Below are 25,947 nucleotides of genomic sequence, written 5' to 3' on the forward strand. Positions count from 1 at the left end.
AAGCTAAACAAGCTTTTAACTATGTTCATTTTGAGTTCCTTTTGAAAGTTTTGTTGACTCTTATTCATCATATTCTAATAACAAGACTCGTTTAAAGTCTTCAAATATATACTTATTTATCTAGGCTAAAAATCAGCCAACCTTCCGTAAGTGATTCATGCTAATCTCAGCTTGAAGCTCAGCACCAAGGCTTGAAATTATTAAAAAAACTCTATTCCCTTGTGTTCTCCTAATTACGCCTGATTGCCCTGATAATGCCCCTGAGTCGATGCTCACTCGGCTTCCTTTTTGGAATTTCTCATTTGACAATTCTGATAAGGGAAATTCTTCTAAAAAGGATTTAATTTCAGATATCTCTCTTTCTTGAATAATTGCAGGTTTGCCCAGCCATCTTACATTTGAAACAATCGAGGCGTCTTTCAAAATCTCTAAACGGCAAGTCTCATCAACCTTAGCAAACAAGTATGATGTGAATACTGGTTCTGTTACTTTTTTCTTTCTATCCGACCATTGCTTGAGTACGGTTCTAGTAGGGCAGTAGACATCGAACCCTTTTGAAGTTAACCTCTCTGCTGCCTTCTTCTCGTTACGTGGTTTAGTATAAAAAGCTGTCCAATATGTTCTTTGCGAATTATTCATGCCATATTAAAAGATTTTGATTTGGATTGAAAGTCATTAAAGCGGCTTCCTCATTGGAGTATACTAGGTATTGAATTTTCTTAGGCACCAATGACTCTGCTTTCTGAATTAATTGCACAAGATAATGAAGGTCTGGATTTCCAACAAAGATCAAACTCACAACATCTGAATCTTTCCCAAGTGCCAAATCCCCTGCAAGGTACACCTTACTTAAATCTCCCAATTTTTCAACTACTTCGTCAATTACATCTTGAAGCCCTGTATATTTTAGAAGTATACTTCTAACTTCCTGAAAAAGAGGGTATTTCTTATTGGCTTTAAAAACTTTTTTATTTCCGACCAAACCAGAGTCAAGCATTCCTGCTTCTTCAAACCTATTCAACTCAATTCTAATAGAATTGGTACTCTCATTAAATTCTTCTGCCAAGCCTCTCAAGTAAGCACTAGAATCCGGGTTAAGGAAAAGCCTTAAGAGTAATTTTATTCGTGTTTTTGAAGAAATAAGTGCTTCAAGCATTATCAAAAGCTTTTAAGGGTTCGCGCTATTTGCCAATTTAATTGATCAAATGATACAGCTTCGCCTCGTAAGTCCCAAGTCAGAACTCAATATTGAGTAACAAATTTACTCAATATTTTCAAATAGCAATAAACCTCTTAATATTTGTATGTTAATTTTTTAACCTGTCAAAAACACAATGACAAGCCAATGATAAAGTATCTCTATAAAGAGAAAAACTTTAACACATTTTCAATTATATAATCTTGTTGCTCACTCTCCATTTCAGTATGAATAGGAAAAGAAACCACTCTAGAACAAAGGTCTTCTGTGATTTTGAAGTCCCCTTCCCTATACCCATAATAACTATAGGCTTTTTGTAGATGGTTAGGGACTGGATAGTAAATCATAGACGGAATTCCTTGAGCAGCAAGGTACTTGTTCAACTCATTCCTCTTTGAGGCATCTTTCAACTTAATCGTATATTGATGATAAACATGACTAGTGAAATCAGCCGTGATTGGCGTGATTATCTCATCTGTAGCGGCAAAGGCTTCATTATATACTTCTGCTACTTGCTGACGAGCATGGTTATACCCGTCTAAATACTTCAGTTTAACTTTTAAAATTGCCGCTTGAATACTATCTAGTCTCGAATTCACTCCAATAGAATCATGATAGTATCTTTCACTTTGGCCATGATTGACAATCATTCTGAGTTTTGCTGCAAGCTCATCGTCATTGGTCATTATAGCTCCGCCATCACCATATGCCCCTAAGTTTTTGGAAGGGAAAAATGACGTAGCTCCAGCATCTCCAATCGTTCCAGCTTTTACAGTATTTCCATCACTGTATTTATAATCAGCTCCAATGGCTTGAGCTGTATCTTCAAAAACCTTTAAATTATGCTTTTTAGCAACAGTCATTAAGCGCTCCATAGCGGCACATTGTCCATACAAATGTACAGGCACGATTGCCACTGTCTGATCCGTGATTTTTGATTCTAAATCTTCTATATCAATATTGAAGGTGTCGGGATAAACTTCTACAAATACTGGCTTTAACCCCAGAAGAGCTATAACTTCTACTGTTGCTACATAAGTGAATGAAGGAACTATTACTTCGGCACCTTTCGGAAAATCATATGCCATCATAATTACCTGAAGGGCGTCTGTACCATTGGCACATGGAATTACATGTTTGACAGAAAGATAATCCTCAAGATGAGCCTGAAACTCTTTTACAATAGGCCCATTAATGAATGACGCTGTATCTAGAACCTTACCAATTTCCAATTGAATTTCGTCCTTAATTTTTTGATATTGGCCAATTAAATCGGCCATTTGAATTGGCTTCATATTTTATTTTTCACTAAATGGATGAGAGGAAAGAGGTAGTTTTGCTAACGGATGATAATCTCCAGTTAAACCAATAGGGGTAGCATGTCTTATATTATGAACGAGCTCAATTGCTTGTCGAGTTTCTTCAACTCCATAACCATTGCCAGCAAGTATCTCAGTATATGATGTAGTATGAAGGTCTGTAAATCCACCACTAAATTCCAACTCGTCACCTTCTACAGTAATTGATCGAAAAGTTCTTTGTCCCTTCTCAACCACCTCTTTTGGAAGCACATTCTCGTCAATTGAAAGAAACCACCTTACATTAGCCCTGTCCAACTCTAAAAATCCAGAGGCTCTGTCATGCGTATGAACGTGTACTTTATTTGATTTGACTCCACCGAAAATCCAACTTAGCATGTCAAAAAAATGAACACCTATGTTAGTAGCTATACCACCAGACTTCTGCAAATCTCCTTTCCATGAGGTGTAATACCAATGTCCTCTAGACGTCAAATAAGTTAAATCGATATCATAAATTTTATCTTTCGATCCTTCGTCTATTTTCTTCTTTAAGGCAATAATGCTAGGATGAACCCTGAGTTGCAGAATATTCCATACTCTCTTTCCTGTTGTCTCCTCTACCTTACTCAGCGCATCTATATTCCAAGGGTTTAAAACTAAAGGCTTTTCGCAGATAGCGTCAGAACCCACTCTCAATGCTGTTCTAATATGAGCGTCATGTAAGTAATTAGGAGTACAGATACTTGTATAGTCAAGCTGAATACCTTTATCGTTTTTCATTTTATAAATATGCCTATCGAACCTTTCAAACTCCACAAAAAAGTCAGCGTTGGGGAAATATGAATCCATAATTCCAACACTATCAAAAGTGTCCAGAGCCGCAACTAAGTTATTATTAGTTTCTTTAATCGCATTTAAATGTCTTGGAGCTATATATCCTGCCGCCCCGATGAGTGCAAAATTCTTCATATATTTTTAGTCACATGACCATTTGAAAGTGTGTATAATTCATTTGATTCTGAGCACCGAGCAATACCGTTTTCGTCAAAATTGAGCCTATGCCCAAACTCACTAATCCAACCAATTTGCCTACCTGGATTACCGACTATAAGTGCGTAGGGCAAAACCTCTTTTGTTACTACCGTTCCAGCACCAATAAATGCAAACTGACCAATATCATTTCCACAAACAATCGTTGCATTGGCTCCAATTGAAACTCCTTTCTTGACTGTAGTTTTTGAATATTGACCACGCCTGTTTACAGCACTTCTTGGATTAATAACATTTGTAAAAACCATTGAAGGACCAAGAAATACATCGTCCTCACATGTTACTCCCGTATAGATACTTACATTATTTTGGACCTTGACATTATCTCCCAAAACGACTTCTGGACTAACCACTACATTTTGACCAATATTGCAGTTCCTCCCAAGAACACAGTTCGGCATAATATGTGAAAAATGCCAAATCTTAGTGCCTTCACCAATATGACACCCTTCGTCAACTATTGCAGATTCATGAGCAAAATATCCCATATTAAATTTTATAAAATTTCCTGTACCACTCAATAAACTTCCCTACTCCAAACTCTAGCGATGTAGCTGGCTTGTAATCTAAATCATCAATCAAATCTTGAACATCCGCATAAGTCGCAGAAACATCACCTAGCTGCATTGGCATAAATTGCTTTTCAGCCTCCTTCCCTAAAACCTTTTCAATAGTCGTCACAAAATCCATCAGTTTTACCGGTGAATTGTTACCTATATTGTAAATCTTATATGGTGCTCTAGACGACCCAGGGTCAGGCTGAGAACCAGACCAACTTTCATTGCCTTTTGGAGGATTATCATTTACTCTGGTAACGCCTTCAACAATATCATCAACGTAGGTAAAGTCTCTTGACATTTCCCCATTATTGAAAACCTGAATCGGTTTTCCATCTAAGATTGCTTTGGTGAATAAAAATAAGGCCATATCTGGTCTTCCCCAAGGGCCATAGACTGTAAAGAACCTTAAACCAGTTGTTGGCAAGCCAAACAAATGACTGTAGGTATGTGCCATTAACTCGTTACTCTTTTTGCTAGCGGCATACAGACTAATGGGGTGATCTACATTATGGCTCGTAGAAAAAGGGCGAGTCTCATTCAGACCATAAACAGATGAACTACTGGCGTAAGATAAGTGTTTGACTTTGTTATGTCTACAGGCTTCCAGAATGTTAACAAACCCCACGATATTACTATCTATATAAGCTTTTGGGTTTTCTAGGCTATATCTAACCCCAGCTTGAGCAGCGAGATTAATCACTTTATCAAATTTCTCTGCCTCAAACAATTGATTTAGGTTTTCAGCGTCTTCTAATTGACATTGAATAAAACGATAAGTCTTAAATTTAGAGCTCTGAACTAGCTTATTGTACTCAACTTCTTCAGGGTTAATACCAGTTTCTAGCAGTCGGCCATGCTTAACTCGAATGTCGTAATAGTCGTTAATTGAATCTAGACCTACAACTTCATCTCCTCTTTCAAGAAGCTTTTTTGCTAAATGAAAGCCAATGAAACCTGCTGTTCCCGTAATTAGAATTTTTGCCATTATAATCGAGCTGTGATAGTTTCTTTTGGAAGGAATGATTTCACATCATAAATAACCGAGTCTGAATCGATATTCTCAGGTTCCATCATAGACTTAAACTCATTATGTGCCACGGCCAATACAACTCCGTCATAAGATTTTAGGTCAAGTTCCGATTGACCAACCAAGTCCAAACCGTATTCATGCTTAACTTCTTTAGGCTCTGCCCAAGGATCAAACACATCTACATTCACCTCAAACTCTTTCAATTCCTGAATGATATCAATCACTCTAGAATTACGAATGTCTGGACAATTCTCTTTAAAAGTAATACCTAAAACCAGCACTTTTGAATCTCTGATAACCTTTCCTTTCTTCATCAAAAGCTTGACTACTTGACTGCCAACGTAGGGACCAATGCTATTATTGAGTCTTCTACCTGCCAAGAGAATTTGCGGGTAGTATCCAGTTTTTTTCGCCTTTTGAGCTAAATAGTATGGATCAACCCCTATACAGTGACCTCCCACTAAGCCTGGTCTAAATGGTAAGAAGTTCCACTTTGTACCTGCAGCTTCTAGCACGTCAACAGTATCAATACCCATTTTATTAAAAATCATTGCCAATTCATTTACGAAAGCAATGTTTATGTCACGCTGTGAGTTCTCTATTACTTTGGCAGCTTCCGCCACCTTTATTGAGGCCGCTTTATATGTTCCTGCAGTAATTACACTTTTGTAAAGTTGGTCAACTCTTTCTGCTATGTCTGGTGTAGAACCAGAAGTAACTTTTAGAATCTTCTTTACGGTATGTTCTTTATCTCCTGGATTAATGCGCTCAGGTGAGTAACCACAATAAAAATCCTTATTGAATTTTAATCCAGACTTATTTTCCAAAACAGGCACACAATCTTCTTCAGTTGCTCCAGGATAAACAGTCGATTCATAAATAACAATATCTCCTTTTTTAAGCACTCCTCCCACCGTTTCAGAAGCTTTAATTAGCGGTGTTAGGTCAGGGTTTTGATCGTCATCAATTGGTGTTGGGACTGTCACAATAAATATATTACAGTCCTTAATGTCGTCTAATTGATTTGTGTTAAAAAGACCCAATGTGGAATCTTTCTTTGCCAAAACCGAAGAAAGAAGATCATCTTCTACCTCAAGAGTTCTATCATGACCATTATTTAATTCTTCAATTCTCGGTTGATTGATATCAAAGCCAAAAACCTTGTATTTCTCCGCAAAAGCTACTGCCAACGGAAGGCCAACATAGCCCAATCCAATAATTGCAATCTTATTCTCTGACATGCCAAAAATTTGTTCGGCACGAAAATAGGGATTATAAAAGATTCTTCAAGTGGAATAAAAGAGTTTATTCTCTCCCATATTTATCTCTTAACATTTTACTAACATTCGTCAATACCCTGATTGGGTGATAATTAGCAAAAATTCAAACACACTGTTCTGAAAGCCCTATATTTGCCCATCTAAAATGAACAAGAATCAAATATTCTCTCTAATAGGAAAAGAGCTACTCTCTGAATGGAGACAGCGGTTCGCATTGAATGGGATGGTACTTTATTTGGCCAGCACCATTTTTGTGTGCTATATGAGTTTTGGACTAAAAGCAGGAGCCATAGACGCTATAACATGGAACGCGCTATTTTGGATTATACTTCTCTTTACTGCTGTGAATTCTGTTGCTAAAAGTTTTATTCAAGAATCGAGAGGTAGGGCTCTTTATTATTACTCCATAGCAAGCCCTATTGAAATCATTATTTCTAAAATTATCTATAATGCGCTCTTACTCTTGGCCTTGGCCTTAGTTGGTTTTGCAATCTATTCCTTTGTAATGGAAAGAGCCAATGAAGAGGGTGCTACCTTTGACCTGCTCTATTTCCTGATTGCCATTGTACTTGGCTCTTTAGGTTTGGCATCTAGCCTTACCATGATTTCTGGTATTGCTGCTAAAGCTGAAAATAGCACCTCGCTGATGGCCGTTTTGAGCTTTCCTGTTATACTTCCTATTATCCTGATGGTAATCAAGCTTTCTAAAAACGCTATGGATGGACTTGATCGATCGGTGAGTACAGACGAAATTCTAATACTGGTAGCCATAAATGCAATCGTATTCGCGGTATCTTACTTGTTATTCCCTTATCTTTGGCGATCATAAAAGAAGCGCAACCATTCTGAGTTAACTCTCGTCTAATCGCTTTGTTAAATGAGCCACTAAAGGTTAATTGTCATGAAGAAAAACTGGTGGAAAGCCCTAGCCTTAATTCTAGTAACCTACACACTATTGGCAGGATTACTCATGGATGCCCCCCGATTAAATATTCTAAACGAAACTATTCGAAACCTCCATTTCCATGTTACCATGTGGTTTGGGATGGTAATACTGCTAACTGCATCAATGGTTTATGCGATTAAATATTTACGATCAGGGCAAATTACACTAGATGACAAATCCGTAGAACTGGCCAAAGCAGGGGTTTTAATGGGAGCCTTAGGAATTATTACCGGAGCAGTTTGGGCAAATTATACATGGGGTGAACCATGGAGTGGTGATTCCAAACAAAATGCTGCTGCCATATGCCTATTGATTTACTTTGCTTATTTAGTGCTTCGTAACTCAATGAAAGATGAACAACAAAGGGCTCGAGTAAGCGGTGTTTATAACATCTTTGCCTATGCGGCAATGATTCCGCTCCTTTTCATTTTACCAAGACTAGACCCTAACTCGCTTCACCCAGGTAATGGAGGAAATCCTGGTTTTAATTCTTATGACCTCGATAGTAAGCTAAGGGTTGTTTTCTACCCTGCCGTAATTGGCTGGACCCTCATGGGGGCTTGGTTAGCCAACCTAAGAGTTAGAACCCGACAAATTGAACGTGCTTTAGAAGATTAATTGATATGAAAAAATTTCTCACCATCCTTTTCCTTTGCTTCAGCTTAGCTTCCATTGCCCAAGATGGCGCATATGAAATTACCGATGACAGTTACAAAGATCAAACGGTTGAAATGGCCGATACAATGCGCTCAAATGGTAAAATATATGTCGTTGTAGCCGTTATTATGATTCTTTTTGTGGGCCTTAGTGCTTATACTATTTCAGTTGATAAAAAGATAAGCAAGCTTGAGAAGGAGGTTTTCAAAGAAAAGGCTAATTCATAGTCGTTTGTGTTGTAATTTCGCACCCAAATAGTGGTTCATCCCGTTGAACCCAAAAAATTCCTGTTATGAAAAAATCGAGTATCATCGGAATCGTAGTGATCGCCATCGCCATCGCTATCATCATTTCTACACAAAACAGTGCTAGCTCTTATGTTTCATTTGATGTAGCCAAAGAAATGGCTGAGAATGGAAGCAACAAAAAAATCCATGTGGTAGGAGAGCTTAAAAAGAACACTGTTGGTCAAGTAATTGGTGTAAACCCAAGCCCAGACAAGCTTTCTGTATCGTTTGTTATGCTAGATGATAACAACCTAGAGCAAACCGTATATTATAACGAACCAATGCCTTCTGATTTTCTTAGGTCAGAGAAGGTGGTAGTAATTGGGTCTTATCACGATGACAAGTTTATTGCTGATAAAATACTTCTCAAGTGCCCTTCTAAATACGAAGAGACTGAACTTTAATCTGAAATAAGGTAACCAAGCATGGTACATACAGGCATAGGCAATATTGGCCACCTCCTCATTATAATTTCATTTATTACTTCATTAATGGCGGCCTTTGGGTATTTCAAAGCCACTAATAATAATGAGGTAGGCAAATCCCCTTGGGTCAGCTTTAGCCGTGCTGCCTTTATTTTCCATGGCCTTTCAGTAGTTGGTGTGGTGGTTACGCTATACATCATAATTTATAATAATTACTTCGAGTATCATTACGCTTGGAGTCACGCCTCAAAAAACCTTCCTCCCTATTATATGATTGCCTCCTTTTGGGAAGGCCAAGAAGGAAGTTTTATGCTTTGGTTATTCTGGAATGCACTTTTAGGCTTCATTATTATTAAAACCAACCGTAAATGGGAAGCTCCTGTAATGACGGTTTTTGCCGTAGTTCAGGCATTCTTGGCTTCAATGATATTAGGTGTTGTAATTGGCGATTTGAAAATAGGAAGTTCTCCTTTCCTATTGTTAAGAGAGGTACTGAATGACCCCATTTTCCTAATCAATCCAGACTTTATACCTGAAGACGGAACTGGACTTAATCCATTATTACAGAACTACTGGATGGTTATTCACCCTCCAATGACATTCTTAGGCTTTGCCTGCTCTCTAATTCCATTCTCTTATTGTATTGCTGGGCTTTGGACTGGCAGGGTGAAAGAATGGATAAGGCCCGCTTTACCATGGACAATTTTTGGCACCATGATTTTAGGTACTGCTATTATTATGGGAGGTTATTGGGCTTACGAAACCCTAAACTTTGGTGGCTATTGGAACTGGGATCCCGTTGAAAACGCAGTTTATGTGCCTTGGCTGATTATGGTAGCCAGTATTCATACCATGATTACCTTTAAGAAAAGCGCCACAGCGCTAAAGACATCGATCATTCTGGTAATTACTTCTTTTATACTTATTCTCTATTCTACCTTTTTAACAAGAAGTGGAATTTTAGGGAATGCGTCAGTTCACTCTTTTACTGACTTAGGGCTTTCAGGACAGCTTCTGATTTACTTGATGTTCTTCCTTATCATTTCTATCATATTCGCAGTAAGGGTTTGGAAGCAAATTCCTTCTTCCGAAAAGGAAGCATCAACTTATTCTAGAGAATTTTGGGTGTTTATTGGAGCACTAACGCTGTCTCTAATGGCATTTCAAGTATTGATTCCAACCTCATTCCCTGTATTCAACAAAATCATTGAATTGTTTGGTGGCATTTCTACACTTGCTCAACCAGCCAATCAAATTGAATTTTATTCAAATAGCCAAGTTTGGTTTGCAATAGCTGTAGCTCTACTTAGTGGAACTGGTCAGTTTTTCTTTTGGAAAAAAATGGACAAGGAAAAGCTTATTGCGTCACTCACTTTTCCTGTATTGATTTCATTATTGCTGAGTGCTGTTATTTTCATTGTAGCTAAAATTTATGACCCAGTATATATTCTCGTACTCGTTGCTGGAATGTACTCCATTGTGGCCAATACAAAAATTCTTTTAGAACTGCTGAAAAGTAAGAGCTTTAAGTTGGTTGGCGGTTCAGTTGCCCATATTGGTATCGCCATGATGTTAATTGGGATCATGTTTTCAGAGGGTTACTCTGAAGCTATTTCTCGCAATACACTTCTCATAAGTAAAGAATGGACGGATGATCAAAATCAAACTAACATTCCTCTTTTCTTAAATGAGCCAAGTTTTATGGATAAGTATGAGATTACTTACCGTAATGAACTTATGAAAGTATACGATATACCTGGCTATGTTAAGAAATCGAATCTCAATAATACTGAAGACCCTTACTATAAAGTAGTAAAGCAAGACATTGTAGTTGACGGTAAGACCTACGCCCAAGCTGGCGACACGGTTTATCTCCAAAGCCCTGAAAACTTCTATTATCAAACAGATTATAAGGATTTAGAAACAGGGAAAGAGTTTACACTATACCCAAGAATACAAGTAAACCCACAAATGGGTGATGTGATTTCTCCTGATATTAAAAAGCTATGGGGTAGAGATATCTATTCTTATGTTTCTGTAAAACCAAATTTTGAAGAAGACATTGAATGGGGTGAAAAACAAGAGATTGAAGTAAAAGCTGGACAACGCTTTTTCATCAATGACTACGTAGCCGACTTCAATGGTTTAGAAAGAGTCGAGCGCATGAGTTTCGCTACTCTTGGCCCTGATGATGTAGCCGTAAGAGCAAATATTACGGTTTATGCCGAAGACAATGAAAAATACCTAGCCCAACCTATTTTCATTATCCAGAATGGACAAGTAGGTAAACAACCAGATGTAATTAAAGAAATTGCTTCTAAAATCTCGGTGGAAAGTATTAACCCTGACGCAGGCTCTGTGACTCTAGGTTTAAACACTACTCAAAAGGATTTTATTATTATGAAAGCGCTAGAGAAGCCACACATCAATGTGCTTTGGATTGGTACTTTGGTGATGATTGCTGGCTTTATTATAGCAGTAAGAAGACGTTATGTCGAATTTATGCAAATGAGAGATAAGGGGGTTGAGTAAAATCGCCAAACCGTGGCGTTTTTACCTCTCTTCTAATCAACGGTTTTAAAATGTTGAAAATTGCCTAATTTGAGTTGACTAAACTTTTTTAGGCTATGAATTCACGCAGATCATTTATCCAAAAATCCTTTTTAACGGCAGGAAGTCTTTCTCTAACTTCATTCTTTAAAAAATCCGTTGCCGAAGATGTAAGTCAGGCGATGGTGGAAATAAATCAGCTTTCTCCTGAAGCCGCTGCCCAAGACGAAGAGCTTTGGGCAAGGATTCAGCAGGCCTATACTACTTCCCCCAATATAATTAACCTTAATAATGGAGGAGTAAGTCCACAGCCAAAAGTGGTGCAAGATGCTGTGATTCGCTACTACCAATACGCCAACGAAGCACCTTCTTATTACATGTGGCGAATTCTTGACCAAGGCCGCGAACCTGTTAGAGATAAACTTGCCGAACTCGCTGGTTGCTCTCCAGATGAAATAGCCATCAACCGAAATACCACTGAGGCCATCAACACGGTAATATTTGGAATGAACCTGAAAAAGGGAGACGAAGTAATTCTGACCAAATATGATTACCCAAACATGATAAATGCTTGGAAGCAGCGTGAAAAACGCGATGGAATAAAATTGGTTTGGTTGGATTTAGATTTACCCAATGAAAACGATGATATCATTGTAAAGCAATTTACTGATGCGGTAACGCCACGAACACGTGTTTTTCATATTACCCACATGATTAATTGGACGGGTCAAATTATGCCAGCCAAAAAGTTGTGTGCCGAAGCCCGAAAAAGAGGAATTGATTCTGTGGTAGACGGAGCACACACCTTCGCTCACTTAGATTTTAAAATCTCAGATTTGGGCTGCGATTACTTCGGAACAAGCCTTCATAAATGGCTTTGCGCACCCTTTGGTACGGGAATGCTTTACATTAGAAAGGAAAAAATAAAAGATATTTGGCCTCTTTTGGCCTCGCCCGAAGACCAAGAAACAAATATCCGCAAATTCGAAAACATTGGTACTCGCTCTTTTGCTACCGAACAAGCCATTGGCGGAGCACTCAACTTTCATAACGCAATTGGCCAAGAGCGAAAAGGAGCCAGATTAGAATACTTGAAGCAATATTGGGCCAAGGAAGTGATTCACCATAAAAACGTTATTCCATACACTTCGCTAAAACCAGAGTATAGTAGAGCCCTATGCAACTTTGGCGTAGCAGGCATGACCGCTGGAGAAGTACACAACAGGCTTTTTAATGAATACAAAATACATACGAGCCCTGTGCAATGGGAAAAGGTAAACGGCCCTAGAATTACCCCGCATGTGTACACTACAAAGTATGACTTAGATCGGTTGGTAGAAGCCATGCTTAAAATTGCCGGAACACCTAAGTAAACTTTATTGGAGAGAAGAACAGTGCTTTCGATATCAACCATTCCATTCGTTTTTCTAACTTCGAACCATGAGCTATCAAATAGGTATTATAGGCACCGGGAATGTTGCTTGGCACTTGGCCAGAGCATTTGAAAACGCAGGGCATGTAATTACTGATATTTATAACCGAGATATCAGAAAGGCCAAACACTTTGCTTTAGACTTTTTTAATGCTAAAACCACAAGTAAACTCAACTTTAATGATAGCAATGCTCAAATATTTATTTTGGCCGTTTCGGATGACGCTATTGCTGAAATTGCACCTGAAATTTTACTTCCAAAAAACGCAATTTTAGTCCATACTTCGGGGTCTGTAGCAATGGCTGCTTTGGGTTACGCACGAACGGAAAACCAAGGGGTCTTTTATCCACTTCAAACCTTTAGCAAAGGCAAGGCCGTGAACTTTTCAGAAATTCCAATTGGCATTGAAGCAGAAAACAAAATGACAGAAAATGCCTTGAACAGTTTGGCCAAAAGCATTAGCAACAAAGTTCAGTTAATGGATAGCCGAGATAGAAGAACGATTCACTTGGCAGCTGTTTTTGCCTGCAACTTCACAAACCATCTGTTTACGATTTCAAAAGGTATTTTAGAAAACAGAAACCTCAATTTTGACTTGCTAGAGCCATTAATTGTTGAAACGCTCAATAAGTCGCTTGAAATAGGCCCCAATAATGCTCAAACTGGCCCTGCAAAAAGAGGCGATTTCGAAACCTTGGACAATCACTTTCAGGCTTTATCTAACAATCCAGAGATAGCAGAAATCTACAGGGCAATCTCCCAAAATATCATCGATTATTATTCTGAAGAATAAACTGCTCGCTAACGAACCAACATTTTAATTGTGACTACTTTTCTGTCTCGATCAATGATTCTGATCATGTTTAAGCCTTTTGGCAAGTCTTTAGAATCAAGCTCTATGTGACCTGAAGCAGCCTTAATTTCAAAGTTGGAACTACTTACTACTACACCACTGGAAGTCACTACCTGAAGCTCAATTTCTTGATCTTCAGCTACTCTATAAGCAAGTTTAAATTTCTCCCCAAAAACAACAGGATTAGGGAATACACTGAATGCAGTATTGATTTCCAGTTGAGCTTTGTTTAGCAGCACCCTTTTCACCTCTGAATATTCAAACTCACCATTAAAGTCAGTCTGCTTTAATCGGTAATAAGAAGTGCCGCTCAAAGGCTCTGAATCAGTATATGTATAGTTTAATATCTCATCACTATTTCCAGCCCCATTAAGTACTCCAATTGCTGTGAAATCCTTTCCGTTTGCACTTCTTTCAATTGTGTAATAAGCGTTACCTTCTTCACTAGCCGTTGTCCAATTCAATTGAACAGATTCATTATTGATATTCTTAGCATCAAATGAAATCAAGGTAATTGGAAGCGCATACTTTTCAGTTGCTCCTAATGTAAAGAATTGTGTATCGGTTAAGTCAACTCTAAAGGTTACTGTTTTCTTAACCGCATCAATTGAAGTAGGTGCTTGAAGAGTAACACCTGAGGTGAAATCTCCATCCGCATCTAGCATTAGCCTTACAAGGTTAAGGTTGTTTGTTCCTACACCAGAAGGTCCGCCAATTGAGAATAAGTCAAAAGTTAAATCAACTTGTCCAACTGTTCCGGTCTCTTGAACATACCATTCTCTAAATAGCCTACTCTTTACTTGAGAAGTATTAAACTCTGTATTTCCGTCAGCCTTTGTTCCAGTTAGTGGCTTATTTTCACTTCCCCATATCGAGAACGAATCATCATCTCCAATCGGACTGACTGACGCCATTTTAACAATGGTACCGGCATTAGAACTCTTAGAGGTTTCTTGAAGGAAACAAGAGTTGTCATCTCGAGCCAAGCCAGAAATGTTATAGTTATAAGTCGGTTGTTCGGTCCAATCCCATACTACGCCACTATCAGAGGCTAAATAATCTTTTTCACCTGTATCTCCAGCTCTAGTGATTCCGTATTTTAAAGCAAGGTATGAATCAACTCGCACACGCTCATTGGCTGTCAAAACCCTAGAGTAAGCTAGCACTTCGGCTATATTTCCCTGTAGCTGAGAGTTTATTGTATAATCAGCAATAGCTCCGTTATTTCCTATACCCATAGCTGTACCACCATTTAACGAAACATTATCGGAGGTACCAGAACCTACATTCGCAGCATCCACATACAGTTTAACTGTTCCAGAGGCTGCCTTTACACGGGTTCCCATTGCAATATGAGGAATACCGTTATTGTATTTGGCAGTGCTATAAGCAGTACGACCAGAGTTATTAGCAGCATTAAAATGAACTGCACCATTATCTGCCAAGCCTAATGCATAATCGGCTGTTCCTCCCGATACGCCAGAGCTCATTAGCACTGGAGAATCCTCAAAGTTTCCAGTATTCCCTCCATTTTGAGTAGTTGAGAATACAGTTGCTAAAGTCATATCATCACTTACCACATTACCATTATCGGTACTTATATATGCTAAATCCGAATTACCTGGGTCAGAAAAACGAACAACGGGATTAAAATTAAAGGTGGCTGTTTTGAGCTTTGGTAATACTGGAGATACTCCATTTGGTGTCAATGCTCCATCATTATCTGCCGTACTCTTATCGGTCCAAGTATTAACGGTAGCATCATTTACAACAGCATCAGGACCATTATTTGCTTTTAACCATAAGGCTAAACCACTTGTTACTCCACCTGGACCACAAAGCTCTATTGCTGTTCCAAGTGTAAAATAATCTCCATCGGCAAAATCTACATTCTCAAAAGTCAATACATTACCATTGAAAGTACCTCCACCTACTGTGGTACCAGAGGCCATGGTTGAACTAGCAGACCTGATCAGTTTAAAGTCTGCTGCCGAAGAAGAATAACCTAGGCCTGTTAAATCGAAAGATACAGTAGTATTACCTACAGTTCCCGTTTCATCTACTCTCCAAACCCTTCTCATTCGCTCAGTAACCCCAGTAGGAACATCCGGACTACCATCATTTGTAGCATTTACAGCGTTTGACTGTTCTTTATCTGCATTATCATTACCCCAAACCAAAAATGATTCATCTGCTGAGAAACTATTAAGATTGGATTTATTATCTGCCGCAATACCTCCAAGGCCAATAGTAACAATGGCATCATTATTTACACTTTTAGATTGTTTCTGTTCAAAACAGGAATCATCATCTCTGCCAATACCAGCAATATCGTTCTTATATGAAGCGTTGTCCGTGGCGTTCCAAATCACTGAACTTGATGAATTCAAATAATTTTGTCCTGTGCTTTGATCTAACGTTATACCATATTTTATAGCCAAGTAACTTTGAATTCTAAGATGTTCGTTGGTATCATCAGGGCGTACGGAGAATGAAATCAGCTCTGCAATTTGTCCATCAAAGTTAGACGTTGTAACATTGAATGTATTTGGTAAAGCAAATCCCCCAAGTCTATAATATACGTTTGATGACGTTAGAAATGGGGTTCTTTTTAGGTTATCTCTTTTAATCCCATTAATAAAAATATTGGTTTCACTATTACCAGCGTTATTTCTAACTCCGACAAGAATACTTTTTCCTGCTGCAACATTACCATCAGGGTAGCCCCCCGATGAAACGCCTGAGGCTGACCTTGTTCCACCACCTCCACCTACTAAATTTGTAAATATTTCAGACGATATATCAGGAGTCATTGATCCTGTTCCAAAACCACCAATATTGTTTGTAGCCGTTGGTGTTTGAAAGCCAACAATTACATCGGATGAGCTTCCAGATGTTTGTGTTACATCTGGCTTGATAACAAGATAATAGGCGGTGGTATAAAATCCGGCAGTTCCATTTAATCCTTCAGTGTTTGCATCATCAAAATTTACGGCTGGGTTAAAATTAATAGCGTTCGTTACATAGTTAGGGTAATTTGAAGCACCTGTAGCGTCATTTCCTCCAGAAAAATCACCCCAAGTAGTGACATCTGCACCATTAACCGTTGTATTTGGTCCATTGTCTGCTCTTAGCCATAAGGTTAAATTTGTAGTTACATTACCTGGCCCACAGCTAATAAAACCTGTACCTAAAGTAAAGTACTGACCATTTTCAAAATTTACTCCTGAAAAAGTAATTGTATTACCACTTAATGTGCCTCCTGTTATAATTTGAGAAGAAGTAAATACTCCACCAGAAGAGTTGCTTGCGATGAGTAAACTATAATCCGATTCGCTAGGTGCACCTCCGTTAAACGTAAAGTCCGTAACATCGAAAGAAACACTATTAATTCCTGTTTCACCAGTTTCACCAACTCTCCAAACACGTTCTACTCTACGAGTAATCAAAGGAGGTACATCTGTGGTTTCATCATCATCTTTATCACCGCTGTCATTCCCCCAAATTAGCCATGAGTTGTTATTAGGAAATGAACCTCCATGATCGATAGTAACCACAGAACCCATGTTTTCACTCCTTGATTTAACCTGCTCAAATTCAGAGTTATCGTCTCTTGCAATACCTGCAATGTCCTTGTTGTATTCCAAATACCCTCCTAAAGAGGCGTTTAGCGTTGTGTTAAAAACAATATCACCTTGAGAATTTACGTAGTTAATAGGAGTCGACTGGTCAAGTGTGATTCCATACTTTACGGCCAAATAACTCTCTATTCTATTGCGTTGTGAGATAAGGAAAGCACCCGGCTCATTACAGTAAATAAGTTCGGAAATTTCTCCATAATATGAGTTTGCGCTGCTACTGCTACCATTGTCATATCTTGAAGCTCCATCTGAAGCTCCAAACTCTATTCCATCGGTGTCGCTATAAAGTAGCCCAACATTGTTTAAGGTCGCAAAGCTTTGGCCATTTAAGTAGCCCGTAACTGTACCTGTTGAAGATGTGTTTCCACTAAACTCTAAAGTAACTATGTATTCTGTATTCTCAGACAAAGTTGCTGTTGCAATGGTTGCCACATTCGCTGTCGTATTCCAAGGAGACCCGCTACCATCACTCGTTCTGTTCCAAGACGAAAGGTGTAGTTTTCCATCTCGAATATAAACGGTGATACCTCGATCATTCCCTCCTTGCTCATATAATACTTGACGAGTATTAATATCCGAAGTGCTTGTTCTAAAAGCTAAATTGATTCCCTTTTTAGTATATGGCCCACCTGTATTAAACGCTAGGTTATTAGCTATAGTGAGGCTTGTACTTCCTGTAGTAAAATCAACCGTAGGGTTAAAATTGATGTTGCTAGTCGTGCTTCTGTACGTTGGTGCGGCAACTCCTGTAGTAGCATCATGATTTCCAATCCACTGATCTTGCCAGTCGGTCACGGTACTCCCATCAGTAGCAGTAGTTACTCCAACATTAGCCTTTAACCATGTAGTTAAAGCAGCTTTATAGCCTCCAGGCCCAGTTCCTGGAGTCAAACAGTTATCTGATGACACACCCGCTGATAAACCAGCAACTAAATCAAGCCCTGAGTCACTGGCTTTGGTATCGGTAGGAAAAGTGAAAATATCAGTTAAATCATGATCTGTATCGTTTGTGTCGAATGCAAAAATTGAGAAGCCATAAATAACTGTATTTGCAGCAATTCCTAGTTCACTAAAAGAAACCGCTACTCCTTGCAAACTTTGGGCACTCTGTCCAAAAAAAGTACCAATATTGATAATTGGGGTTGGGTCTAATCCCGTATCCTGTCTTCTTAAAATAAGAAAGTTGTCGAATGAGCGTCCACCTCCTGTGCCTGAATTTGTCGGGTCTGGCCAATCTGAGTCTTCAATATCAATCATTGAACCATAAGATGCTGGTTCGCCATTAACATCAAGAGAGAGTATTGCTGCAATCTTTATTTCATCATTTCCTCCCCTTTCAATGATTGGAAAAACAGCACTATCTGGTTCACAAGTAACTAAGCCTGTAAACCAAATTACATCTAAACGCTCTACCTGTGCTTGTATGGTATTGAGTCCCTCATCATCCTCGTTAACCATAATATTATCATAACCAGCATTCAAAACCCCGGACTGATAAAGGGCATCTGCATCTTCTACTTCATCTGCATCTAACTCCAGTTCTCCTGGTGTAAGTGGACTAAACGATGGGTCAACAATACTACCTAAAGTATACCAAACGTTGATATATGCTTGATTGTCAGTCCTCTTAATAACTAAAGTATCTGGAAGAACAAAGTTATCATAGAGTTTACCACCAACAGTGTAAGACTTGATTTTCAAGTTGTCCCCTGTTCCATAATAAAGATCGTAGGGTAAACTTGGCTGAATGTCATTGATAGCATCACTCGGTGAGGTTACCGAAACTGTTGAAGGAACAGAGGTTGGCAAAGGGCTTGCATAGTTAATAGAAGTTATATGGGACTGCCCTAATAATGCCGTATTGATAAAACATAGCAATAGCATGCCTAAAAAAACTCTCCCGAAAAAAGTATCAACTAAATCTACGTACCTCACCTTTTGTTTTAGTTAAAATCTCTCGCCATAGGTTTTCTTCTATGACATTGAAAAATGTTTGAGTAATTCGTTGAACATCTTTTGTTCAAAATCAAATGGTTAAGTAAATGGTGGGTTGAGGAAAATAATAATGATGCAAAGATGGTAGCTTTGCCTTAAATAGTGGGTGAAAGAGGTGGCAAATGTATATTATATTTTTGTTAATCAAAAATAATCTTATGCCACTTAGATATAAAAATTAGCATTTGGCCACAAAACACCCACCTTTGATTTATCTTGTAATTCAATAACATTGATTCAGCATCTTGACTTAAAAAACTATCCTACTGAATTTTTACTTGGCAATATTATACTGGCAGTATATAATTCTATGAGGCATTTAGACTCCTTAAAAAAAGGACACGACTAGTATTCAAAATTTCTAAATTCAGAATTGATGGTAAGTTTCCTATTTTCTGAGGCTTCCACTCTGCCTACAATTTGTGCATCGATGTTAAAGCTCTTTGAAATGGAGATGATTTCTTCGGCAAATTCTTCATCAATATAAATCTCCATTCTGTGCCCCATATTAAAGACCTTATACATTTCTTTCCAGCTAGTCCCGCTTTCTTCCTGAATCATTCTAAACAAAGGAGGAAGTTCAAAAAGATTGTCTTTTATAATATGAACATTGTTTACAAAGTGAAGCACTTTGGTTTGAGCGCCTCCGCTACAATGAATCAATCCTCCAATTTGATTTCGGAATTTCTTGAGAATTTCCACCATCACAGGAGCGTAAGTTCTTGTTGGTGACAACACTAATTTACCAGCATTCAATGGGCTTCCCTCCACAGGGTCAGTCAATTGATATTTACCAGAATACACTAAATCTGAAGGCACAGCGTGATCGTAGCTTTCTGGAAATTTAGCAGCTAAGTCTTTATGGAATACATCATGACGAGCAGAAGTAAGCCCGTTCGAGCCCATTCCGCCATTGTACTCATTTTCATAAGTTGCCTGACCGTAGGAAGCCAAACCAACAATAACCTGACCCGGTTTAATTTTTTCATTGGTTACTACATCTTCCCTTTTCATTCGAGCGATAACCGTACTGTCCACTACAACGGTTCTTACCAAATCACCTAGGTCTGCCGTTTCGCCTCCAGTGCTAATAATGTTCATGCCGTTATCTCTCAGCATCTGAAGTACTTCTTCGGTGCCATTGATCAGCTCAGCAATCACTTCACCCGGTATCAGGTTTTTATTTCTGCCAATTGTCGAAGAAAGAAGAATGTTATCGGTGGCGCCAACACAAAGTAAATCATCAATATTCATAATAATAGCATCTTGAGCAATGCCACGCCAAACCGAAAGATCACCGGTTTCTTTCCAATACATATAAGCCAAAGCTGACTTTGTGCCCGCTCCATCGGCATGCATGATATTACAGAACGCATCATCACTGCCCATAAAATCAGGAACAACTTTACAAAAAGCAGTAGGAAAAACTCCTTTGTCTAAGTTCTTGATTGCGTTGTGAACATCTTCTTTTGAAGCTGAAACGCCTCTTTGCATGTACCGGTCGCTCATATCTGATAATTTAAGATCACAAAAATAAAAAAACCCCGTATGACGGGGCTCTTTTTTCAGGTTTTTAATCTGCCAGAAAATTTAATACAGCTTAGTTGTCTTTATATTCAATTACTTTAAACTCTGTTCTACGGTTTTGCTGATGTTGTTCTTCCGTACAATCCGCATCGTTACCACAGCCATTAATTAATTGAGACTCTCCATAGCCTTTCGCTACAAGCCTATTTTGCGAAATTCCTTTGAGAATCAAATAACGAACAGCTGCTTGGGCTCTTCTTTCAGATAAGTCTAGGTTAAACGCATCTTCCGCACGTGAATCGGTATGAGAGCTTAGCTCAATTTTAATATTCGGGTTATCCTTTAAGAGTTCTACAAGTTTATCCAGCTCTACTGCTGCGTCTGGCCTAATTTCAGCCTTGTTCAAATCATAATAAATATTCTGAAGCACGATTGTTTTCTCAAGAATAATCGGATCTAATGTTAAAGAGGACTCAAACTTTTTGGTGGTAAATCGCTCTACCAAGTCTTCTTGTTTAATTTCTCCACCCACAGTTGAAAATGCACGTCTCTTTACGAAGAAGTTCGGTTTCTCTCCAAGTAAAACATATTCCTTTTCAGGGTCTACTTTGAATTGAAAAATACCACCACGACCCGTTAATTGGTCGTCTATAACTTCATTATCCGTGCTCATAAGTTTTACACGCACATCTGGCAAAATACTTTGTGTACTGTCTTCATTCAACTGATAAGTTACTCCTGCTAGAATGTATTCGATTTTCTTTAGGTCGGAAGAGTTGTCTATGAAAGTGTAAATGTCATCATCTCCTTTACCTCCTGGTCGATTAGAACTGAAAAAACCTTCATATGGAAATTCAGAATAGACTAAACCAAAATCATCATAAGATGAATTGATGGAAGGTCCCATGTTTTCGATAGTAATATTTCCGCCTTCATTAACGGCCACAAAAACATCGAGCATTCCAAAACCAGCATGACCGGTTGAAGAAAAGTAAAGTTTGTTATCTGGCGAAACGTATGGAAACATTTCATCTTCCGGTGTATTAATAGTCGGCCCCATATTTTGAACATCGGCCCATCTGCCTCTGTCATTAAGCCTTGTTCTGTAAATATCTGAGCCACCCAAACCTCCAGGGCGGTCTGAAGCAAAGTAAATGGTTTTTCCATCTCCGCTAAAAGTAGGGCTACTATCCCAAGAGTCTGGGCTATTAATCGGCATCAACTGTGGAGTGGTCCATTCTCCGTTTTTCTTGGTGGAAATGTATAAGTCTGTGTTAAAGCGTCCTCGTTTGTCTGCTGAGTTTCCTTTTGCAAATACCACTGAGTTTCCATCGGGTGAAAAGGCCAAAGAGCCTTCATTGATTTCTTCATCATTGAATATACCCGATAGTTTTTCAATTGAAGCCGCATCCAAATTCAGTCCGTTGGTTTGTACTTTGTATAAATCGGTAAAGGGAATTCCATAACGCTCAAAGCTCGCTTGCTCTCGGCCAGTAGCAAAATAAAGCTCATTTTTAAAGAAATAAGGGCTGTATTCTGCATTTTCAGTATTAATGCCTTCTGCGTTTTTCACATCAATGTTTCGAACATTCAAACTAATACTGTCCAGCTTATCGAGATTCTTTAACTCTGCTTTAGCCCTATCTACAAAATTTTCGACCGTGGCATACTGCAAATACTTTTGAAGTACATTCTTGGCATCATTGTATCGCTCAGATGCCTTTAGAGCTTGAGCATAGTGCAACTCCATTTCATCATCAGCATAGCCACCTTCAATGGCCTTGGCGTAATAATCGGTTGCTTCATAAATTCGGTTGGTTTTGCGGTATGATTCCGCCACGTAATAATTATAAACTGGCGACTCAGGATCGTCCTCCAATTCTTTTTTATAATCTTCGATTGCTAGATTGTAGTTTGCATTCTCATAACTCTTCTTCACTTTTACTTCTTTGAGCTTCTCAATTTCTTCCTCTACTCCGCCAGTCAAGCTACCCACATTGCTGGATTGCGCATTTGTAGAGCGACCACCATTAGCAGGAGTACTAGGCGTATCAACTCCAAGAAAGTTTTGGGAAGATTTACAGCCCACTAAAAGGGCCATCATAAGAATACCTATAATTTGAATCCTATTCCTCATCGGTTGTAAATTAGCGAAATAAGCTGAATGCTAATATTCTATACGTTTGCCGATTGTTTAAAGTATCTGTTTAGCCAAGTTTTACCCGCTTCAACGCACCAATTATTCTTAAGTTGGCCTTTTGTCTGAATTGTATTGTCGAAGAAAAGTGTGTGAGCCGAAATTCGGCCATTTTCAACCTCCGATTTAATTTGGCTCAATGGCACCAATTCTACATCATTATTAATTAAGAAGGCAATATTGGTACGCTGAAAAAAGTCAACTCCTAAATTTGATGAAAGTTGTTGGACAAACCTTACTTGGGTATCGATAGAACAGCCGCTGGCCATATTGAAAGACTCATCGGTACTTATAATAAGAAAGTAATCGTGCTTAATAATTCCCGAAGCCATCAAATCATTACCATGAGCCGCCCATTGATTCAGGAAAGCTTCAAGTTGATCTAAACACTTTTTCTGTTCTAAGGCAGTCAATTTTCTATCAGCCTGATAAATCCAGAGGCGTGAGTTTTTGCTGAGTTTGTCAAAATCGGCTAGCATAGTCTTTTTTATTCAAATGTCGTTCACTTGTCATTTTGAACCAACTATAACGGATAATAATTCCTTTTCGGTTGTTGTAAATCAGAGATAAAGAATTTTTGAACCAGAGGCGTTTGAAATCAACACTTGAAAATTACTCAAAATGAAACACATTAAATTTTACTTTTCAATTCTTTCAATGGCTTTACTTTCTAATTGTATAGGAACTGATATTGTGGAAGACGTTGCTGTTATCGAAACGGTTTCTATAAACAATGCCATAGATAGTTTAAAGATTGGAGACACCTATACCTTCAGCGCTGATTATTTCAACGGACTTGGTAAGCCTGTTGAGGCTATGATTACATGGTCAAGTTCAGACCCATCTATCATTAGTATTGAGCAAACCGGCAGTGCTCAAGCCATTACAGCAGGAAACGTATACATTAAAGCCGCAAAAGGTAACAATGCGGATTCTGTAAAGGTGAATGCCGGAAACACCACTTCGGTATTGGCAAACAATAGACAGGGCACTTTTATGGGAAGAAACAATTATTCTGTTTCTGGAAATTTCAGCTTGCAAGAAGTTAATGGAAGCCTCACACTGATTTTTGATGACAACTTTCGAGCATCAAGTGGCCCAGGGCTTTATGTCTATCTATCTAATCAACCTACAAGCATTACTGGAGGAGAAGAGGTGGGAAAATTAATGAAAAACGCAGGAGCTCAATCCTACTCTATTGCTACAAACATCCAGCTCACTACCTACAATTATGTGCTAATATATTGTAAACCTTTTGGAGTACCGTTTGGTACTGGCTCTTATAATTAACCACCATGAGAAACATTTATTTACTAATCATTTTGCTTTGCCTTAACCTAAACTCATATGCGGGAGGAGGTTGGCCGCAGCCTAAAGGCAAAGGCTATTTTAAGCTTGGTTATTACGGTATAGTATCTAGCAACTATTATTCGCCCAATGGTAATATTTTAGATATTTCAACAGCAGGTATTCATATTGCCAATTTCTATGGAGAATATGGGTTAACCAAACGCTTGACAGGGATTGCTTATGTTCCCTTTTTTTCTAGAGCTACACTAAACGAACAAAAATCGGCAAGAACAGGAAATGTGATCTCAGAAGGTGACGCTGTAAATTCATTTGGCGATACAGATTTGGGCTTTAAATATGGGATTATAGTGGATAAACCCATTGTTGTGAGTGCTTCCGTTATGTTTGGAATTCCGCTAGGGAACAGTATGGGCGGAAGAACAGAAGTGCTACAAACTGGAGATGGAGAGTTTAATCAAATACTGGGTATAGAAGCAAGCAGGGGGTTAAACAAGGGAAAATCATGGGTATCAACTTTGATTGCCTTCAATAATAGATCTGATAGTTTTTCAGATGAGTTTAGAGTTGGTATTGAACTTGGAACCAAACTAGGGGATAAATGGCTAGCCAATGTAAAAGTACTAAGCGTTAATTCATTGAATAATGGAAACGATTTTGAAACGCCTTCTAACGGAATATTCTCTAACAATATTGAATACCTTGCTATTACGCCAGAGCTAGCATATCAATGGAATGATAAATGGGGTATTTCGAGCGCCATAGGTTTTGCCGCCTCAGGAAAAAGAGTGTTAGTAAGCCCTTCGGCATCTTTTGGAGTATTCTTCAATTTGTAGAAAGAGAAAACCTTAATTAAAATGAAGCCTCTAGAAAACGATTATTCTAGAGGCTTTTAACTTATAAGCCTTCGTTTTTAGCAATCAACTCAGCCAAATCCATTACTTCTATACTGGCTTCCTTATTCTTACTTTTTACACCATCACGCATCATAGTCATACAAAACGGACAAGCCGAAGCAACAATACTCGCACCTGTTTCAATCGCTTCTTCCGTTCTTTCAACATTTACCTCTTTATTACCAGGTTCTGCATCTTTAAACATTTGAGCTCCACCAGCCCCACAGCAAAGACCTTTCGTTCTGCAACGCTTCATTTCAATTAACTCGGCATCGAGAGCTGCTAAAACCTCGCGTGGAGCTTCATAAATATTGTTCGCCCTTCCTAAGTAGCATGAATCGTGATAAGTAATCTTCTTTCCTTTGAACTCTCCGCCACCTTTCAAGCCAACCTTGCCTTCATTAATTAATTGCTGAAGGTAAGTAGAATGGTGAATCACTTCGTAATTACCACCTAGCTCTGGATATTCATTTTTAATGGTATTAAAGCAATGCGGACAAGCCGTAACAATCTTCTTTACGTTGTAAGTATCCAAAACCTGAATGTTAGAGACTGCCTGCATTTGAAACAAAAACTCATTTCCAGCCCTTCTGGCAGGGTCTCCAGTACAGGTTTCCTCTGGGCCCAAAACGGCAAAGGAGATTCCTACTTTGTTCAATATTTTGACAAAAGCTTGGGTTACTTTTTTATATCTATCGTCAAAAGAACCAGCACAACCTACCCAAAAAAGTATTTCAGGGGATTCACCTTTAGCGGCCAAATCGGCCATAACGGGTACATTATTCAATTTATCACTCATGATTTCCTTCGTTC

21 protein-coding genes are annotated in these 25,947 nt (G+C 38.6%); 9 read left to right on the top strand and 12 right to left on the bottom strand.

What is annotated here, in order from left to right:
• Positions 1-132: 132 nt before the first annotated feature.
• The 7 genes from AWW67_RS06970 to AWW67_RS07000 all read right to left on the bottom strand — a co-directional run bounded on the left by AWW67_RS06970 (position 133) and on the right by AWW67_RS07000 (position 6,380).
• Positions 133-639: a UpxY family transcription antiterminator gene (locus tag AWW67_RS06970; RefSeq protein WP_062300836.1), complete on the bottom strand. Its 507-nt coding sequence runs from the start codon at positions 637-639 to the stop codon at positions 133-135.
• Positions 632-1,156 (bottom strand): helix-turn-helix domain-containing protein, encoded by a 525-nt coding sequence (locus AWW67_RS06975; RefSeq protein ID WP_062300837.1) that lies wholly within the window; start codon positions 1,154-1,156, stop codon positions 632-634. Before AWW67_RS06975 ends, AWW67_RS06970 begins: the two co-directional genes overlap by 8 nt.
• Positions 1,157-1,359: 203 nt before the next feature.
• Positions 1,360-2,493 (bottom strand): DegT/DnrJ/EryC1/StrS family aminotransferase, encoded by a 1,134-nt coding sequence (locus AWW67_RS06980; protein WP_062300838.1) that lies wholly within the window; start codon positions 2,491-2,493, stop codon positions 1,360-1,362.
• Between the two features lie 3 nt (positions 2,494-2,496).
• Positions 2,497-3,468: a Gfo/Idh/MocA family protein gene (locus AWW67_RS06985; protein WP_062300839.1), complete on the bottom strand. Its 972-nt coding sequence runs from the start codon at positions 3,466-3,468 to the stop codon at positions 2,497-2,499.
• On the bottom strand, positions 3,465-4,037 hold the full coding sequence (locus tag AWW67_RS06990; RefSeq protein ID WP_062300840.1) for an acyltransferase: 573 nt from the start codon (positions 4,035-4,037) through the stop codon (positions 3,465-3,467). Before AWW67_RS06990 ends, AWW67_RS06985 begins: the two co-directional genes overlap by 4 nt.
• Before the next feature lies 1 nt (position 4,038).
• On the bottom strand, positions 4,039-5,094 hold the full coding sequence (locus AWW67_RS06995; RefSeq protein WP_062300841.1) for an NAD-dependent epimerase: 1,056 nt from the start codon (positions 5,092-5,094) through the stop codon (positions 4,039-4,041).
• Positions 5,094-6,380, bottom strand: coding sequence for a nucleotide sugar dehydrogenase (locus AWW67_RS07000; RefSeq protein ID WP_062300842.1), 1,287 nt, complete (start codon positions 6,378-6,380; stop codon positions 5,094-5,096). Before AWW67_RS07000 ends, AWW67_RS06995 begins: the two co-directional genes overlap by 1 nt.
• Positions 6,381-6,564: 184 nt before the next feature.
• On the opposite strand from AWW67_RS07000, the gene AWW67_RS07005 reads away from it, so the two are divergent.
• The 7 genes from AWW67_RS07005 (at position 6,565) to AWW67_RS07035 (ending at position 13,510) form a co-directional block, all read left to right on the top strand.
• Complete coding sequence (locus AWW67_RS07005) at positions 6,565-7,248, top strand: heme exporter protein CcmB (protein ID WP_176700009.1); 684 nt, start codon at positions 6,565-6,567, stop codon at positions 7,246-7,248.
• Positions 7,249-7,320: 72 nt separating this feature from the next.
• Positions 7,321-7,983 carry a cytochrome c biogenesis protein CcsA gene (gene ccsA / locus AWW67_RS07010; RefSeq protein ID WP_062300843.1) on the top strand — a complete coding sequence of 221 codons (663 nt, stop codon included), beginning with the start codon at positions 7,321-7,323 and terminating at the stop codon, positions 7,981-7,983.
• A gap of 5 nt (positions 7,984-7,988) precedes the next feature.
• Positions 7,989-8,249: a CcmD family protein gene (locus tag AWW67_RS07015; RefSeq protein WP_062300844.1), complete on the top strand. Its 261-nt coding sequence runs from the start codon at positions 7,989-7,991 to the stop codon at positions 8,247-8,249.
• 65 nt (positions 8,250-8,314) lie between these two features.
• Positions 8,315-8,713, top strand: coding sequence for a cytochrome c maturation protein CcmE domain-containing protein (locus AWW67_RS07020; protein WP_053222430.1), 399 nt, complete (start codon positions 8,315-8,317; stop codon positions 8,711-8,713).
• Positions 8,714-8,734: 21 nt separating this feature from the next.
• Positions 8,735-11,266, top strand: coding sequence for a cytochrome c biogenesis protein CcsA (ccsA, locus tag AWW67_RS07025; RefSeq protein ID WP_062300845.1), 2,532 nt, complete (start codon positions 8,735-8,737; stop codon positions 11,264-11,266).
• Positions 11,267-11,361: 95 nt separating this feature from the next.
• Complete coding sequence (locus AWW67_RS07030; protein WP_062300846.1) at positions 11,362-12,657, top strand: aminotransferase class V-fold PLP-dependent enzyme; 1,296 nt, start codon at positions 11,362-11,364, stop codon at positions 12,655-12,657.
• A gap of 67 nt (positions 12,658-12,724) precedes the next feature.
• On the top strand, positions 12,725-13,510 hold the full coding sequence (locus AWW67_RS07035; protein WP_062300847.1) for a Rossmann-like and DUF2520 domain-containing protein: 786 nt from the start codon (positions 12,725-12,727) through the stop codon (positions 13,508-13,510).
• Between the two features lie 8 nt (positions 13,511-13,518).
• On the opposite strand, the gene AWW67_RS07040 is transcribed toward AWW67_RS07035, so the two are convergent.
• The 4 genes from AWW67_RS07040 to AWW67_RS07055 all read right to left on the bottom strand — a co-directional run bounded on the left by AWW67_RS07040 (position 13,519) and on the right by AWW67_RS07055 (position 23,409).
• A complete protein-coding gene (locus AWW67_RS07040; RefSeq protein WP_176700010.1) occupies positions 13,519-19,020 on the bottom strand; it encodes a beta strand repeat-containing protein in 5,502 nt (1,833 codons plus the stop codon).
• Between the two features lie 531 nt (positions 19,021-19,551).
• Positions 19,552-20,715 carry an AIR synthase related protein gene (locus AWW67_RS07045; protein ID WP_062300849.1) on the bottom strand — a complete coding sequence of 388 codons (1,164 nt, stop codon included), beginning with the start codon at positions 20,713-20,715 and terminating at the stop codon, positions 19,552-19,554.
• A gap of 91 nt (positions 20,716-20,806) precedes the next feature.
• On the bottom strand, positions 20,807-22,870 hold the full coding sequence (locus tag AWW67_RS07050; RefSeq protein WP_062300850.1) for a CHU_0125 family OmpA-like outer membrane integrity protein: 2,064 nt from the start codon (positions 22,868-22,870) through the stop codon (positions 20,807-20,809).
• Between the two features lie 38 nt (positions 22,871-22,908).
• Positions 22,909-23,409 carry a hypothetical protein gene (locus tag AWW67_RS07055; protein WP_062300851.1) on the bottom strand — a complete coding sequence of 167 codons (501 nt, stop codon included), beginning with the start codon at positions 23,407-23,409 and terminating at the stop codon, positions 22,909-22,911.
• A 142-nt stretch (positions 23,410-23,551) separates the two neighbouring features.
• On the opposite strand from AWW67_RS07055, the gene AWW67_RS07060 reads away from it, so the two are divergent.
• Together AWW67_RS07060 and AWW67_RS07065 are read left to right on the top strand one after the other, a co-directional pair.
• The gene (locus tag AWW67_RS07060) at positions 23,552-24,220 is read left to right on the top strand and encodes a DM13 domain-containing protein (protein ID WP_053222256.1); all 669 of its coding nucleotides are present in this window, start codon (positions 23,552-23,554) and stop codon (positions 24,218-24,220) included.
• 5 nt (positions 24,221-24,225) lie between these two features.
• A complete protein-coding gene (locus AWW67_RS07065; protein WP_062300852.1) occupies positions 24,226-25,074 on the top strand; it encodes a hypothetical protein in 849 nt (282 codons plus the stop codon).
• Positions 25,075-25,135: 61 nt separating this feature from the next.
• Here AWW67_RS07065 and AWW67_RS07070 read toward each other — a convergent pair whose 3' ends face one another.
• Entirely contained in the window at positions 25,136-25,933 is a 798-nt protein-coding gene (locus AWW67_RS07070) for a (Fe-S)-binding protein (RefSeq protein WP_260311356.1), read from the bottom strand.
• Positions 25,934-25,947 lie beyond the last annotated feature (14 nt).

The sequence above is a fragment of the Roseivirga seohaensis genome (genome assembly GCF_001592945.1).
Lineage (GTDB): Bacteria > Bacteroidota > Bacteroidia > Cytophagales > Cyclobacteriaceae > Roseivirga > Roseivirga seohaensis.

Bases quoted from the DNA above. Each gene is read 5' to 3' on its own strand.
- AWW67_RS06970 (WP_062300836.1), bottom strand. From the start codon at position 639: ATGAATAATTCGCAAAGAACATATTGGACAGCTTTTTATACTAAACCA.
- AWW67_RS06975 (WP_062300837.1), bottom strand. From the start codon at position 1,156: ATGCTTGAAGCACTTATTTCTTCAAAAACACGAATAAAATTACTCTTA.
- AWW67_RS06980 (WP_062300838.1), bottom strand. From the start codon at position 2,493: ATGAAGCCAATTCAAATGGCCGATTTAATTGGCCAATATCAAAAAATT.
- AWW67_RS06985 (WP_062300839.1), bottom strand. From the start codon at position 3,468: ATGAAGAATTTTGCACTCATCGGGGCGGCAGGATATATAGCTCCAAGA.
- AWW67_RS06990 (WP_062300840.1), bottom strand. From the start codon at position 4,037: ATGGGATATTTTGCTCATGAATCTGCAATAGTTGACGAAGGGTGTCAT.
- AWW67_RS06995 (WP_062300841.1), bottom strand. From the start codon at position 5,094: ATGGCAAAAATTCTAATTACGGGAACAGCAGGTTTCATTGGCTTTCAT.
- AWW67_RS07000 (WP_062300842.1), bottom strand. From the start codon at position 6,380: ATGTCAGAGAATAAGATTGCAATTATTGGATTGGGCTATGTTGGCCTT.
- AWW67_RS07005 (WP_176700009.1), top strand. From the start codon at position 6,565: ATGAACAAGAATCAAATATTCTCTCTAATAGGAAAAGAGCTACTCTCT.
- ccsA (WP_062300843.1), top strand. From the start codon at position 7,321: ATGAAGAAAAACTGGTGGAAAGCCCTAGCCTTAATTCTAGTAACCTAC.
- AWW67_RS07015 (WP_062300844.1), top strand. From the start codon at position 7,989: ATGAAAAAATTTCTCACCATCCTTTTCCTTTGCTTCAGCTTAGCTTCC.
- AWW67_RS07020 (WP_053222430.1), top strand. From the start codon at position 8,315: ATGAAAAAATCGAGTATCATCGGAATCGTAGTGATCGCCATCGCCATC.
- ccsA (WP_062300845.1), top strand. From the start codon at position 8,735: ATGGTACATACAGGCATAGGCAATATTGGCCACCTCCTCATTATAATT.
- AWW67_RS07030 (WP_062300846.1), top strand. From the start codon at position 11,362: ATGAATTCACGCAGATCATTTATCCAAAAATCCTTTTTAACGGCAGGA.
- AWW67_RS07035 (WP_062300847.1), top strand. From the start codon at position 12,725: ATGAGCTATCAAATAGGTATTATAGGCACCGGGAATGTTGCTTGGCAC.
- AWW67_RS07045 (WP_062300849.1), bottom strand. From the start codon at position 20,715: ATGAGCGACCGGTACATGCAAAGAGGCGTTTCAGCTTCAAAAGAAGAT.
- AWW67_RS07050 (WP_062300850.1), bottom strand. From the start codon at position 22,870: ATGAGGAATAGGATTCAAATTATAGGTATTCTTATGATGGCCCTTTTA.
- AWW67_RS07055 (WP_062300851.1), bottom strand. From the start codon at position 23,409: ATGCTAGCCGATTTTGACAAACTCAGCAAAAACTCACGCCTCTGGATT.
- AWW67_RS07060 (WP_053222256.1), top strand. From the start codon at position 23,552: ATGAAACACATTAAATTTTACTTTTCAATTCTTTCAATGGCTTTACTT.
- AWW67_RS07065 (WP_062300852.1), top strand. From the start codon at position 24,226: ATGAGAAACATTTATTTACTAATCATTTTGCTTTGCCTTAACCTAAAC.
- AWW67_RS07070 (WP_260311356.1), bottom strand. From the start codon at position 25,933: ATGAGTGATAAATTGAATAATGTACCCGTTATGGCCGATTTGGCCGCT.